The sequence below is a fragment of the Gemella sp. 27098_8_155 genome, from assembly GCF_041433725.1.
GTDB classification, from domain to species: domain Bacteria; phylum Bacillota; class Bacilli; order Staphylococcales; family Gemellaceae; genus Gemella; species Gemella haemolysans_D.
In genome coordinates, this window is the sequence record NZ_JAPWCA010000016.1 from 1 (window position 1) to 13,988 (window position 13,988).

Sequence of the window (13,988 nt, forward strand, 5' to 3'; positions counted from 1 at the left end):
AACATATGACTGTATAAATATAAAAAAGATAGCGTAGCAGTCATTATAACTACTACGCTATCCTAAGTCTAACTTTTTGGGGTCAGATCAAAGCCCTATTGTATCATTTTTTTTTACATTTGTACAATCTTACGGTAACTTCTTGATATTATCTTGAAAATAATCATATAGATAAGAGCAAAGATGCCACAGATAGATAAGGTTACGCTCAACATCATTCCAGCAGCAATGACACCAATAACTTTTAAGATTAAGAAGTTACAACACTTAAAAGAATCATCCTATCCGACTTAATTTAATGACAATTTAAGCTACATAATGTATAATGAAAAGCACTCTGTTTGAATATACAATATATTCTTTCATTTATTATTAAATAGTTTGGAGGAGAATTAATATTGAATAATTGGAAACTTATCGCTGGTTTTATCGGGGTATTCGCAGTATATGAAATACTAGTAGTTCTAATGTGGCTTGGCTTAAAATGGATGACCTCACCTTTTGTTCCAGCTAGGGTTAAATTAGCTATTGGTGTAGTATTATTTATAGCTGCTAACTTTTCTATTATGGCTTATATGTTAAGATTAGGAGCACCATGGGTAAATTATGGAAATATCTGGTACTTTTATTTCTTAAACGGTGCTGTCATAGGTGTTATCTTATTGGTAGCTAAGTTATTACTGAAAATCTTTAAATTAAATCTTTCTCAAGGAATTAGTTTAAGTATAACTACTCTATATTTATTAGGTATGACTGCCCTTGGATTATTTTGGGCATATTCGCCTACTGTTATTAATAAGACTATCAAGGTAGATAAACATCTTGATACTCCCGTTAAAATCGCTATGGTCTCTGATCTTCATCTTGGGACATTTTTCTCAAATCCTCAACTTGAGAAACTGAATAAGATTGTTGATGAAGAGAAGCCAGATGCTGTAGTTATCGCAGGAGACCTTATGGACGATGATATGGTTATGTATAAAAAGCGTAATATGCAAGAAAATCTTAGCAAGTTAAAAGCTCCTCTAGGTGTTTATACTACGATGGGGAATCACGACCGTGATGCACTAGAAATAGTCGATGAAGTTAAAAAAACTGGTATAATACCATTATTTGATGAAACTATCACACTTAATAATGATATTATATTAGTGGGTCGTAAAGATAAGAGTGTTAGTCGTGATAGACTAGATACCGCCGAACTTCTTAAGAGTGTTGATTTGAATAAGACTATCGTACTTGTCGATCATCAACCAGATGCTGTCGATTATCACTCTACCTTACCTATAGATGTTCAACTCTCTGGGCATACTCATCGTGGACAACTATGGCCGTTAAACTTCATCACAGATGTAGTTTACACCCTAGATCATGGCTACGCGAAAATTAACGGTAAACATTTCTTCACTTCTGCGGGTTATGGTTTCTGGGGCCCACCTTTCAAAACTACAGCTCGTAGTGAAGTATGGATGATTACAATCGAAGGAAAATAAAGAATATAAAATACCCCAAAAGTTAGTTTATTCTAACTCTTGGGGTTGAATTTTATTCACATCTTTGAATATTATTGTTTAACCTCATCTCTGATGCTTTCCCATAATTCTTTTGCTTGTACTATATCTAAATCATAGCGCTCTCTAATAATTTTAATATTTGCAATATCACCAACATCTGGATTAACAACTGATTTTATATCAGTATAATCACTAGCAATTAACTCTTTAACTTGTAATGCACGTCTGTTCAAAGCTTCTTCTTTTACAGCTTCCCATAACGCTTTTGCATCATACAATACCAAATCTGTATATCTATCTCTTATCATTTTAACATTGTGAATATCTCCTTTAGTAGCATCGACTACTGAAAGTACTTCTTCTCTATTACTATCTTTTACAAGTTCATTAAATTTTTCTTTACTAACTTTTTGTTTTTCTGCCCATTCTTCTTTTGACTTACCGTTTCTAGTTGAGAAGAACATAAAAATTGCTATTGCTAAAATAATAATTAATACTATCTTCATAATTAAATTCCTTTACTTCTTTTTACAATTTCTATTAGTTTTTTTGCATCTTTCCCATTTAAAAAGTATGCTTTTCTTAATGCCGCAATATTAAACGCATCATCTTGGCTAAAGTTTATAACTTTTTCTAATTCCTTTTTATACGCTGGGCTTTGCAATCTTTCAAATGCTTCTTTACTCTTTTCATCACGCTTTTTTATCTTATCTCTTGCGTTAGCGATCATAGCATAGACAAATATAAATCCAAGCATGATGTACAATGTATTCATGTTCATCGCAATTACTTCCTTTAAATTATTTTATACATTAATTATATAAGTTTTGTATACGGTTGTAAATAGCTATATTATTACTTTAACCACATTTTTCTCTTTTACATACTGCTTTATTTATTTGTTTCTTTTTCTACGGTTATATTGTATAATCTAGTAGTAGTATAAAACATATATAGAACGTATATGACAAAGAAAGGATATAAAAATGAAATTCATTGATAATATAGATATTAATCAATATACAGATTTTATCTTACAAAATGACTACTGTACCATTTTTCAATCTCCTGAATGGACTCAAATAAAAGATAATTGGGATTTCAAACGTATTGGCGTTGTGGATGATAATGACAATCTATTAGCGACTGCACAAATTCTTATAAGAAAAGGTATGTGGTACCTACCTAGAGGTCCTCTATTAGATTATAACAACATAGAATTACTTAACTATTTCTTAGAGAATCTAGCTAAATACGCTAGAAAGAATAAAGCTAAACTTGTAAAAATAGATATACCTAAACCCTTAAATAATGAAAGACTAGAAGCATTTAATAAAGAATCAGAGAATCTAGTAGATAAAAATATATTAAATGCCTTTAAATCAAACAAATTCTCTCATCGTGGTTTAACTATGAAAATGAGCGATACTATTCAACCACGTTTTAACGCTGTAACGATGTTAGAAGATTTCCCTGAGAAACTTCCTAAGCACACTAAACGTTTATTAAAAGATGTAGATAAGCGTTTTGTAGAAGTTAGACAAGTTGAAATAGATAAGTTAGATGACTTAATGTTTGTTCTAGAATGTACAGAGAATAGAAAGAATATTTCTTTACGAAACAGAGATTATTTTAAAAAGCTTATGGAATTGTACAAAGAGCGTGCACTTGTTTATATAGCGTATCTTGATATTGCTAATGCATTAGCTAAGACTAGAGAGAAAAAAGAAACTCTAGAGCAAGAAATACTTAAACTTGGCGAAAATATGCATAAAAAAAGAAAAACTTTGGAAGATCAATTTAATTCTACAAAAAAACTTATTGAATTCTTCGAAAGTTTCAATAGCACACAAGAAGAAATACTTTGTGGAGTTATTTCTATCGCCTATGGGAAAAATGCTGAGATGCTATATGCAGGAATGAACGATAAATTTTCTAAAATTCCAGCACAATATAAAACATATGTTGACAGCATGTTAAAAATGAAAGAACTAGGATGCACTACCGCTTCTATGGGAGGTATCGAAGGAGATTTAAGCGACAGCCTTCTAGCATTCAAATCTAATTTCGCTCCTAATATTGTTGAATATTATGGAGAGTTCGATTTAGTAATCTCTCACACATTCAATCTAATGTACAACTACGGTTTACCATTAAGAAGAAAAATATTAAAACTAATCAAAAGATAAAAAACAAGTCTGTAAATCACTATGGTTTACAGACTATTTGTTTTAATCTACTATTTTAATGTATATAAAAAGAAAATTGTTATTATAATTTCCAAGTAATTTTGTTCATTATCCATCCAAATATAACTGAAACAGCTGCAATAATAAAGATTATATGTAATCCTTGATATGAGCGTTCTATACTGTTAATGCCATTAACTTGACTAGCATATACTAAACCATAGATTGATGCCATAAGAGTTTGGCCTAATGTTCTTAATAATAAGCTAAAAGTAGTCGCTATATTAAGTTGTTCTTTAGGTACAACTTCTTGGAATGCTACTTGTGTTGATGGGAAAATCAAACCATGACCAAGTCCAAGGAAAGCACCACTAATCGAAATATAGTAATAAGAAACACCTATTGGAGCAAAGGCCATCATAAATACTGAAATAGCTATTGCTATAAAACCTATATTTATAAGTTTTTCAAACGACCATTTACTTATAAATTTAGCAGAAAATCTCGTTGCTAACATAACTGCGATAGAACTAAAGATCTGTGTTCCGCCAGCCATGGTTGCACTAGTTCCTAAAACAACCTGCGCCCACATTGGAGCGTAAATACTATATCCAATAGCAAAAGCATAAACAAGTACCATAATTAGATTTTTCGTAATGTAAGACATATTCTTTAATAAACTTATTGGCAGAATCGGTTCTGTTTCCTTTATTTCCCACTTCCATAGCATATAACCACTAACAATAACAAACATTGCTAGTAAACTATTCATAAATATATTAAGGCTCGGAAGATTACTAATCCAATAAAGAATAACTCCTGAAATAATAACTAATAGTCCACTTCCAATGTAATCAACTCTTGGTTTTTGTGAAATTACAGTTTCCTTATAAAAAATTTGGATTAATACTAAAGAAACTACTGAAAATGGAACAAGGCTAAAAAATATCCAAGACCACCCTAATACATCAACTACAAAACCTCCAGCAATAGGACCTAAGATACTTGCCACACCATAGAAGGCTGTTACCCATCCTAAAGCAACGGCTCTTTCTTTCGCATCAGGAAAAAGCTTAGCATATATTACAAAAGGAATAGAAATCATTCCTCCTATACCAATACCCATTAATCCTCTAGCAAACACCATCATCCAGATATTTACAGAAAATCCTCCTAGTATAGAAGCTATTGCGAAGATTAAAATTGATAATTGAAATGCTTTTTTATTACCTATTACTTCTCCAAGCTTACCCCAAAGGACAGTAGTCATGGCTATAAAAAATAATAACATGGAAGTTAATAGACCTAATTGATTTATACCATTTAAATCCTTTATAATTTGCGGTAATGCTGTATTCAACATTGTTGTATCAAGTCCGCCTATAAAATTAGCTAAAAGCAAAGCTATCATAGATAAACGTTTTTGAATTTTCGTCATTGTATTTCCTTTCATTCTTTTCAATATATTTTCAAAACATTTATTTATTATATACTATCTTTTCTTTTTTCGGAAGATTAAGAATACATAATAAGGAGCGACTTAAAAATCGTGATTTCGTAGAAATCGATCTTGTCGAGTTACCACCTCTATATTTACTAGATATCTAGAAATTTGTTTATAAAGAAAATTTTTCTATCAATTAATCACTGCATTTTGGTATTAATAATTCTATTTTTTGATAAAAATAATCTTTTGAATTAGTATATTCAAACTACTATAAGACTGTAGAAATAAATTTGAAAAATAGAATTTAACAGACTTCAATAGATTAATGGTTATGTTCTAGATGATAACCAGCGATTATATAGTTTATATTTTTTCATTTGTTCTTTATAGTGGTGGAAATAAAATGCTGTAGTATTTTATCGAGGAAAAGAAAGATTACAAGCTTTCTTTTTAGTCGGAAAACAATCTTTTCTTTGAAAAGTTGGTTGAAGACGTCTCGCACCACAATAAAAAGAACAAATGTATAAAAATGTAATTTAAGTATTACAAAAAATACCCATATAAAAATTAAAAGAGCTGAACTCTTTAATGATTTCATTGAAATTACTATTGAGCCAGCTCTTTGTTTAATTATATTTTTTTTACAAATTCAGATTTTAGTTTCATAGCTCCGAAACCATCAATTTTACAATCAATATTGTGATCTCCATCAACTAATCTGATATTTTTAACGCGAGTTCCTTGTTTTAATGTAGAAGAACTACCTTTAACTTTTAAATCTTTAATCACAGAAACTGTATCTCCATCTTGAAGTACATTTCCATTAGCATCGCGATAAACTTTTTCCTCTTCTGCTCCACTAGTATCTTCTGGTGACCACTCGTGAGCACACATTGGACATACTAGCATATTTCCATCTTCATAAGTATATTCACTTTTACATTCTGGACAATTAGGTAATGTCATTTGTTTCCTCCATAAAATTTCATATTTGTACAAAGGATATTATACCATAATGAGAAGCAATATCAAAATAATATCAGAAATTATTTTCTTCAAAACGCTGATATTATAACGATTTCAATCATAATTCAATATCTCAAAATAATTTTTTTGAAAAATCGTCTACTTTTGTAGGCAAAGTACTTGAAATTTTAAAAAAGTAGGAGTAAAATATGAATTAAAGAGTTTTCATCTTATATTTATTTAAAAAATATAAAATATAAACAATAAAATTTAAAACAAAAGAGGAATCAAATTATGGTTAAATATGATTTATTAGTAGTAGGATTCGGTAAAGCCGGAAAAACTTTAGCAGCAACATTTGCTAAAGAAGGAAAAAAAGTAGCAGTAGTTGAAGAAAGTAGTGCAATGTACGGTGGTACTTGTATTAACATCGGATGTATTCCAACTAAAACTTTAATCGTAGCTGCTGACAATAAAAAAGACTTCGCAGAAGCTAAAGCTACAAGAGATGCTGTTGTATCTAAACTTAACGCTAAAAACTTCGCTATGTTAGACAATAGTCCAAACGTTGATGTTTACACAGCTCATGCTAAATTTATTTCTAACAAAGTAGTAGAAATTTCTGCTAACGGAGAAACTAAACAACTTGAAGGTGAAATCGTAGTAATTAACACTGGAGCTAAAAACAATGTATTACCAATTCCAGGATTAACAACATCTAAAAATGTTTACGATAGCACTGAATTCCAAAAATTAGAAAAAGCTCCTAAAACTTTAGGAATTATCGGTGGAGGTAACATCGGATTAGAATTCGCTAACCTTTACGCTCGTCTTGGAGTTAAAGTTACAGTAATCGACTTCGCTCCTGGAATCCTAGGAAGAGAAGATAAAGATATCGCTGAACTTGCTCAAGGATACTTAGAAGAAGCAGGAATCGAGTTCAAATTAGGAACTGCAACAAAAGAAATCCGCAACAACGGAGAACTTGTAGTTGTTGATACAGAAAAATACGGTCCACTAGAATTCGAAGCAGTATTACACGCAACTGGACGTCGTGCTAACACTGAAGGATTAGGATTAGAAAACACTGACATCGAATTACGTCCTAACGGAACAATCGTAGTTGACGAATTCTGTCAAACAGCTGTAGAAAATGTATTCGCAGTTGGTGATGTTAACGGTGGATTACAATTTACTTATGTGTCATTAGACGACTTCAGAGTAGTTAACGGATACTTACACGGTAACAAAGAATACACAACTGCTGACCGTAAAAACGTACCTTACTCAACATTCATCTCTCCAGCACTATCTCACGTTGGATTACACAAAGAAGAAGCTGAGGCAGCTTACCCTAACGTTGCAGTAGCATCATTACCAGTAGCTAACATGCCAAGAGGAGCTGTTAACCAAGACCCACGTGGATTATTCCGTGTAACTGTAGACAAAGACACTAACTTAATCCTTGGAGCTACTCTATTCGGTAAAAACTCAGAAGAAATTATCAACCTAATTAAAATGGCAATTGATAACAAAATTCCTTATACTTACATCAGAGATCAAATCTTCACTCACCCAACAATGGCTGAGAACTTAAATGATGTATTCAAATTAATCTAATAACTGCAGAAAGCTTAAAATCTCAATAATCATTTGAGGTTTTAAGCTTTTTTTATTTATTTTATTAGAACTTCTTCTATATAAATATATAAAATTTTCAAATAATTGAAAAAATATGTCTCAATCCCTTTACAAATCAATAGTTTTCTTGTATAATGTACACATGTCTTTTTAAAAAATACAATAAAATAAAAAAAAAAGGAGATCGAACAATGAGTTTATATAAAAGAATTCCATTAATAGCAAAACTTATTATCGCTGTAACATTAGGGATAGTTTTAGGAAGTACTCTATCAACGTCTATTATTAGAGTTTTCGTTACTTTCTCATCAATTTTCAGCTCATTCTTAGGATTCACAATCCCACTTATTATTGTTGGATTTATCGTACCAGGTATCAGCCAAGTTTCAAATAACGCTGGTAAATTACTTGGACTATCAACAGGAGTTGCATATATTTCTACAATTATTGCAGGAACATTTGCATTCTTAACAGCTGAAGCAGTATTACCAAACATCTTAGCTAACGCAACATTACAATCATTCAAAAACCCAGAGGATTTATTATTAAAACCTTTCATCGAGTTTAAAATGACTCCAATTTTTGATGTTACTACTGCTCTTATTATCTCATTCATCTTAGGAATCGGGATTTCAGCAACTCAATCAGAAGGACTTAAACAAGGATTCGCAGACTTCGGAGAAATTATCGAAAAATTACTTGCTACAGTAATTATTCCACTTCTTCCATTCTACATCCTAGGTGTATTCATGAACATCACAGCTTCTGGTGAAGTATTCAAAATCTTAAAAATCTTCGCAATGGTATTCGTATTAATTATTATTATGCACGTAATAATCATTATTATTCAATACTTTGTGGCTGGAACACTTAACGCTAGAAACCCATTCAAAATGCTTGTTAACATTTTACCAGCATACATGACAGCAATTGGTACTCAATCTTCAGCTGCTACTATCCCAGTAACACTAAGAAGTACTAAAAAAATGGGTGTTGATAAAAACATCGCAAACTTCACAATTCCATTATTCGCTACTATCCACTTATCAGGTAGTACAATTACATTAACTACATGTGCGTCTGCAGTATTCTGGTTACAACATGGTGCTGCATTCCCATCAGCTGCAGTAATGATTAAATTCATCTTATTACTAGGTGTAACAATGGTAGCTGCTCCTGGAGTTCCAGGTGGTGGAGTTATGGCGGCTCTTGGATTATTACAATCAGTTCTTGGATTCAACGAAATCATGTTATCTCTAATGATCGCATTATACATCACTCAAGATAGCTTTGGAACTGCATGTAACATCTCTGGAGACGGAGCTTTATCAGCAATCGTTGATAGATTAAATAGAATATTCTTCAAAAAAGACGAAAAACAAAAAGCATAAAAAAATTATCCCATAAACTTAGGTTTGTGGGATTTTTTATATTCGAAAAAGTAAAATTTAAGGGGAGAAGTCACATCACAATCAAAGAACAAATGATGATAGCATCTATTTTAGTAAAAATAAATAAATAACTATATATTTATCTGTTCTTTATAAATTTGAAGATTTTTCACCTACTGTTTATAGTAGCTGCAGTAAAACATATAGTTTTACTTAGAAAGGGAGTGACTCAAAAATCATAATTTCGTAGAAATGAGATTTTGTCGAGTCACCCCCGCAAAGTTTATTAGATATCTAAAGAGCTTTTAAAAAGCGAATTTAGATATCAATAAACCACTGCGTCTATGAGTTATAATATACATTTTTAAAATTTAGAAATTTTGGATCAACCATTTTAGCCGGAAAGTCCTTTTGCAATGCAAAAGAATTGGAGGCGTCTAAAGCTACATTAAAACAGTAGGTTATCGAATAATATTTAACAAAAAAGCAACTCCTTGACCTAATCTCGGAGCCGCTTCTTTTATTCTATTTAAGTTTATATCTCAATTTTACCGGATTATGATCACTATATCTATACTCTTGATTTAGTGTTTCTACACCAAGCACTTCAATATTGTCACTCGCGATATACCCATCGATAATGAAACCATATGTCCCTTCACTATCTTTCACATAAGGTTTATTGTTAAGTCTCGCTGAATTTCTACTTTCATCATAAACTAACTTAAATCCTGCCGGTAATAGACTCTTATCTAAGTTCTCAGCACGCCATAATTCTTTTGGAACAACATTAATCTCATCTTGCGTTAAAGTTTTTAATGACTGATTAAAATCTGCCCCAACCAATACATAATTTCCTTTTTTATACTCATAATCGATAAATTCAAGAAGTTGCTTCATCTGAGCTTTTTTACCAGAATTACCCTTATCATAAGCATCAAGATGCGCATTGATTAACACTAAATGTTTATCACTATTTTCTACTTTTGTATAAATAACAGAAAATCCACGTTTTAAATTAGCTAGTCTTTCAGGGAAAGTGAATGGAATTGCCATTTGGAATCTTCTTGCATTTTCTATTTTAAAATCAGTCGCAGTATATATACCACTTTTCACCTTTCCTAGCGGTGGTAATGGATATGGTATATATCTAACCTTGAAGTTATAAGCTAAAATACTGTTTAAACCAAGAGCTTCATCAAATGCTCTAACTTGATTTATATTATAACTACGTTTTGAATCTTCATCAATTTCTTGAATAAAATTAACATTCGCTTTCTCATTTTTAACTATTTCTGTAATATTTTTTAGATTTTCTTCAACATGAACTTTATCAAGAGGTAACACCATCTTTCCACCATCCATAAAGAAATCTTCATCTTTATCAAGCCCAGCATAACCTATATTCCAGTTAAGGGCACTATATTCTGTTCCTATTTTTGCTATTTCTGAGTTACCTTGCTTAGTAACCTGCAGGCTCTCCACTCCATTAGGACTATATTCTGTCGCCCATAAATAGCCAACTAATCCTGCAAAACCTAAAGCCACTACTAATACTAAACTAACAACTATTTTTAATATTTTTTTCATCATTAACCTCATAAAAAAGGGGACTCGATAAAAAACTATTTTCGAGTCGCACCCTAATGCTTTTCGTTATATACTATTTATCTTTCTTCTTATCGGGCAATTGAGAAACGATAATCCCTACAAATACAATAAGCATACCGATTCCTTCTCTTATCCCAATATGTTCCCCAAGGATAAGCACTCCACCTATTGCTGCTACAACAGACTCTAAACTTAATATTAGAGACGCTGTGTGTGGTGGAACATCTTTTTGACCTACAATCTGTAAAGTATAACCTACTCCACTCGAAAGTACACCTATCGCAAGTAACAGCCAAATAACACTCATTATATCAGCAAAAACTATTGTTTCTTTAAATGCTGCTAAACATAAACTTAATATTGATACTACTCCTAATTGTACAATAGATAAGAACATCGAATTAACTCTAGCTGCTGAATAATCAATAACTATTATATGAATCCCGAATAGAACCGCACTAATTAAGACTATAATATCTCCCATTTCTAAAGAAAATTCTTCTTTTACAGATAAGAAATAAAAACCAATTACAGATAAAACCAATCCTATAATAAAGAATTTATTAAGTTTATTCCCTAAGAAAACACCTATAAATGGTACTATACAAATATACAATACTGTAATAAATCCGGCTTTACCTGCAGTTGTCATACCAATACCGATTTGCGAAATATACATCGCAAAAAATAGTACAATTCCACAAATACCACCAAGCACCCAACTTTTATTTTTTGTTATAGGCTCAGCTAACACTTTCGGAGCTTGACTCTTATACAAACTCGGCACTAGCAATGCAATAACAATAAGAAAGACTACTGCAATTATCGATCTTATACCTACAACTGTTAACGGTCCTAGAACTTTACTTGCTATATTTTGCCAAATAAAAGCCAGACCCCAAATAATTGTAACAATTATTAATAATAACTCTGAAATAAATTTTCTCATTAATACACCTTTCCTATAAATTTTTATGAATTTAAAATTCTAAAAGTATTTATTATTGTAGCAATAAACACAGTATACTTTTATAATTTTATACGTTATTCTCAAAAAATTCAACTGTTAACACCCTTTTATTATGTATTTTAGGAACAACTTATCGCAACCACTATTTCCTTGGAAATATCCTTGAATTATTTAGTTATTAATAAATAAAAAGTGACCTAAAGACCTCAATTTCATAGAAATATCCATCTTTAAATCACTCTAAATTATACTAACTCAATTTATTAATTTTAATAATTATACACGCCATAAAAATCTATTTAAATGAGTTTTTATCTAATTTATTATTTTCAAAACAAGTTTCATATTCAATTATTTATGTATTATTTTTCAGGTGCTTCTTTTGTTAATTCTAGATTTTCTATACTTAAACGTCCTTTTGTGAAGTCTTCAACATTAAAGTGTTTTACCCTCTTATTGACATAAGTGATTTCTGTATCCCAGCTTAATCCAAAGAATGGTAATTCATCTGCGATAAGGTCATCGAATTTGTTGTATGCTTGTTTTAATTTATTATCATCAAACATTTCATCTGACCTTTGCTCTTTGAATGCTTCATCGATTTTGTCACTAGTATATCTGAAGTAGTTGAATTGTGACTTACGTCCAAATAGTTCTTGACGACTTGGGTCTGATCCGTGATGACCCGCACCTAAGAATAAATCGATTTGTGGATCATCTCCTAGTACACGTTGATCCCATTCTTTTTTACCCATTAATTTATTGTCTAGTAATTTAACATCTAGACCTACTTCTTTCCATGATTTAATAAATGTATCAGCTAACGCTTGGTCGTAGTTATTTCCACCTTGGAAGGCAAAGTTGAATACAAGTTTATTACCTTTGTTATCTTCTCTTAGCCCGTCTCCATCTACATCTTTATAGCCAGCTTCATCTAAAAGTTTTTTAGCTTTTTCTACATCTTTTTTAACTACAATCGCTTTTTCATTTCTTAATTTTCCTACTGTTGGTGGGTATAAAGCTGATCCTGTTGGTGTGAAACGTAGTCCTTTATAGATTTTCTCATTAATTTGATCACGATCAACTGCGTATAAGAAGGCTTGTCTTACATTTTTATTATTAAACTTAGTATTTTCTAAAGGTACATTTTCTTTTTTCTCTTTATCGTATTTACCGAATTTAAATCCTACAAATGACATGAATGAAGATGGTTGTCCTAATAGCTCTCCATTTTTCGCATCTTTTAATCCTTCATAAACTGTTGTATTGATATCAGTAAGATAGTCTATTTCTCCATTTTTAAGTATTTGACTAGCTTGTGCTGGTGCTACCGCTTTGAATTCGACTTTAGGAATTTTTATATCCTCCTTTTTATAGTAATATGGATTAGCTTCAGCTACTACACTTTCACCTTGTACTTCTTTTGTTATTACATAAGGACCGTATGATAATGGGCGTTTTGTTAATTCAGCTTCTCCAAATCTAGCAAAGTCAGTCACTTTTGCAATTTGTTTTGCATTAGAGAATGCGTAGATAAATCCATCTCCCCATAACATCGAAGGTGATAACTTACTATATTTGATAACTACTGTTTTATCATCTTTCGCTTGAATACCTGAGATTGTCTTAGCCTTTCCTTCATGATAATCTTTCATACCTTCGATAAGCTCAAATGAACCGTTATATCTTACATTTTCTGTGTATTTTGGATTCCCTAGTAGTTCATAACTAGCGATTATATCTTTTGATGTAAGATCTTCACCATTATTCCATTTCACACCATCGTGAATCGTTAAAGTTGCTTCATTTTTATCTTTATCTATATGTAATTTTACAGGTGCATCGTTATCATCTAATTTATATTTCAACGCATCATCTACTGGGAAAGTTTTTCCGAATACTGTTTCTGTAATTACTCCATCAGCCTTGTTAGCGTGCAGTACTGGATGGAATAATCCAACAAATGGGCTATTTGTTAGAATCCCATATTTAAATGTAGCATCCTTAACTGTATTACCTCCATTATCTGCAGATACTTTGAAGTCTACTTTTGCTTTAGTTTGATTTTGGTTATTGCTGTTTGAGCCTGTAGAACATCCTGCTAATAAAATTGATAATGCAAATACAGAACTGAATACTGATAATATTTTTCTTTGTTTCATAGTTAATTTTCTCCTGAATAATGTTAATTTTAAGACGTTTTATATTATTAACCCACTCTAAAAAGAGAAAAAATGCCGCATAGTTTATTTTACTATG

The 13,988-nt window shown here is 31.2% G+C and carries 11 protein-coding genes; 4 read left to right on the forward strand and 7 right to left on the reverse strand.

Going from position 1 to position 13,988, the window contains the following annotated elements; all coding sequences use genetic code 11:
- Positions 1-398: 398 nt before the first annotated feature.
- Complete coding sequence (locus O5Y44_RS06980; RefSeq protein WP_271987293.1) at positions 399-1,493, forward strand: metallophosphoesterase; 1,095 nt, start codon at positions 399-401, stop codon at positions 1,491-1,493.
- A gap of 71 nt (positions 1,494-1,564) precedes the next feature.
- Here the strand turns inward: O5Y44_RS06980 and O5Y44_RS06985 are convergent, their stop codons facing one another.
- Together O5Y44_RS06985 and O5Y44_RS06990 are read right to left on the reverse strand one after the other, a co-directional pair.
- Entirely contained in the window at positions 1,565-2,020 is a 456-nt protein-coding gene (locus O5Y44_RS06985; protein ID WP_271987066.1) for a hypothetical protein, read from the reverse strand.
- A 2-nt stretch (positions 2,021-2,022) separates the two neighbouring features.
- On the reverse strand, positions 2,023-2,295 hold the full coding sequence (locus tag O5Y44_RS06990; RefSeq protein WP_271966284.1) for a hypothetical protein: 273 nt from the start codon (positions 2,293-2,295) through the stop codon (positions 2,023-2,025).
- A gap of 205 nt (positions 2,296-2,500) precedes the next feature.
- Here O5Y44_RS06990 and O5Y44_RS06995 point away from each other — a divergent pair, with 205 nt between their 5' ends.
- The gene (locus tag O5Y44_RS06995) at positions 2,501-3,703 is read left to right on the forward strand and encodes a peptidoglycan bridge formation glycyltransferase FemA/FemB family protein (protein ID WP_271987065.1); all 1,203 of its coding nucleotides are present in this window, start codon (positions 2,501-2,503) and stop codon (positions 3,701-3,703) included.
- 82 nt (positions 3,704-3,785) lie between these two features.
- On the opposite strand, the gene O5Y44_RS07000 is transcribed toward O5Y44_RS06995, so the two are convergent.
- Positions 3,786-5,141, reverse strand: a complete 1,356-nt coding sequence (locus O5Y44_RS07000) for an MFS transporter (protein WP_271987064.1) — start codon at positions 5,139-5,141, stop codon at positions 3,786-3,788.
- A 639-nt stretch (positions 5,142-5,780) separates the two neighbouring features.
- On the reverse strand, positions 5,781-6,116 hold the full coding sequence (locus tag O5Y44_RS07005) for a zinc ribbon domain-containing protein YjdM (protein WP_003147532.1): 336 nt from the start codon (positions 6,114-6,116) through the stop codon (positions 5,781-5,783).
- 294 nt (positions 6,117-6,410) lie between these two features.
- Between O5Y44_RS07005 and O5Y44_RS07010 the strand changes: the two genes are divergently transcribed.
- Together O5Y44_RS07010 and O5Y44_RS07015 are read left to right on the forward strand one after the other, a co-directional pair.
- Positions 6,411-7,736, forward strand: a complete 1,326-nt coding sequence (locus tag O5Y44_RS07010) for an FAD-containing oxidoreductase (RefSeq protein WP_371465815.1) — start codon at positions 6,411-6,413, stop codon at positions 7,734-7,736.
- Between the two features lie 212 nt (positions 7,737-7,948).
- A complete protein-coding gene (locus O5Y44_RS07015; protein WP_271966288.1) occupies positions 7,949-9,148 on the forward strand; it encodes a dicarboxylate/amino acid:cation symporter in 1,200 nt (399 codons plus the stop codon).
- Positions 9,149-9,673: 525 nt separating this feature from the next.
- Here O5Y44_RS07015 and O5Y44_RS07020 read toward each other — a convergent pair.
- The 3 genes from O5Y44_RS07020 to O5Y44_RS07030 form a co-directional block, all read right to left on the reverse strand.
- Complete coding sequence (locus O5Y44_RS07020) at positions 9,674-10,738, reverse strand: exonuclease/endonuclease/phosphatase family protein (RefSeq protein ID WP_371465818.1); 1,065 nt, start codon at positions 10,736-10,738, stop codon at positions 9,674-9,676.
- A gap of 73 nt (positions 10,739-10,811) precedes the next feature.
- Positions 10,812-11,708 carry a DMT family transporter gene (locus tag O5Y44_RS07025; protein ID WP_371465819.1) on the reverse strand — a complete coding sequence of 299 codons (897 nt, stop codon included), beginning with the start codon at positions 11,706-11,708 and terminating at the stop codon, positions 10,812-10,814.
- Between the two features lie 383 nt (positions 11,709-12,091).
- Positions 12,092-13,891, reverse strand: a complete 1,800-nt coding sequence (locus O5Y44_RS07030) for an ABC transporter substrate-binding protein (RefSeq protein WP_371465821.1) — start codon at positions 13,889-13,891, stop codon at positions 12,092-12,094.
- Positions 13,892-13,988 lie beyond the last annotated feature (97 nt).

Coding starts and splice junctions, on each gene's coding strand:
- O5Y44_RS06990 (WP_271966284.1), bottom strand. CDS start 2,295: ATGAACATGAATACATTGTACATCATGCTTGGATTTATATTTGTCTAT.
- O5Y44_RS07000 (WP_271987064.1), bottom strand. CDS start 5,141: ATGACGAAAATTCAAAAACGTTTATCTATGATAGCTTTGCTTTTAGCT.
- O5Y44_RS07025 (WP_371465819.1), bottom strand. CDS start 11,708: ATGAGAAAATTTATTTCAGAGTTATTATTAATAATTGTTACAATTATT.
- O5Y44_RS07015 (WP_271966288.1), top strand. CDS start 7,949: ATGAGTTTATATAAAAGAATTCCATTAATAGCAAAACTTATTATCGCT.
- O5Y44_RS07030 (WP_371465821.1), bottom strand. CDS start 13,891: ATGAAACAAAGAAAAATATTATCAGTATTCAGTTCTGTATTTGCATTA.
- O5Y44_RS07020 (WP_371465818.1), bottom strand. CDS start 10,738: ATGAAAAAAATATTAAAAATAGTTGTTAGTTTAGTATTAGTAGTGGCT.
- O5Y44_RS06995 (WP_271987065.1), top strand. CDS start 2,501: ATGAAATTCATTGATAATATAGATATTAATCAATATACAGATTTTATC.
- O5Y44_RS06985 (WP_271987066.1), bottom strand. CDS start 2,020: ATGAAGATAGTATTAATTATTATTTTAGCAATAGCAATTTTTATGTTC.
- O5Y44_RS07010 (WP_371465815.1), top strand. CDS start 6,411: ATGGTTAAATATGATTTATTAGTAGTAGGATTCGGTAAAGCCGGAAAA.
- O5Y44_RS07005 (WP_003147532.1), bottom strand. CDS start 6,116: ATGACATTACCTAATTGTCCAGAATGTAAAAGTGAATATACTTATGAA.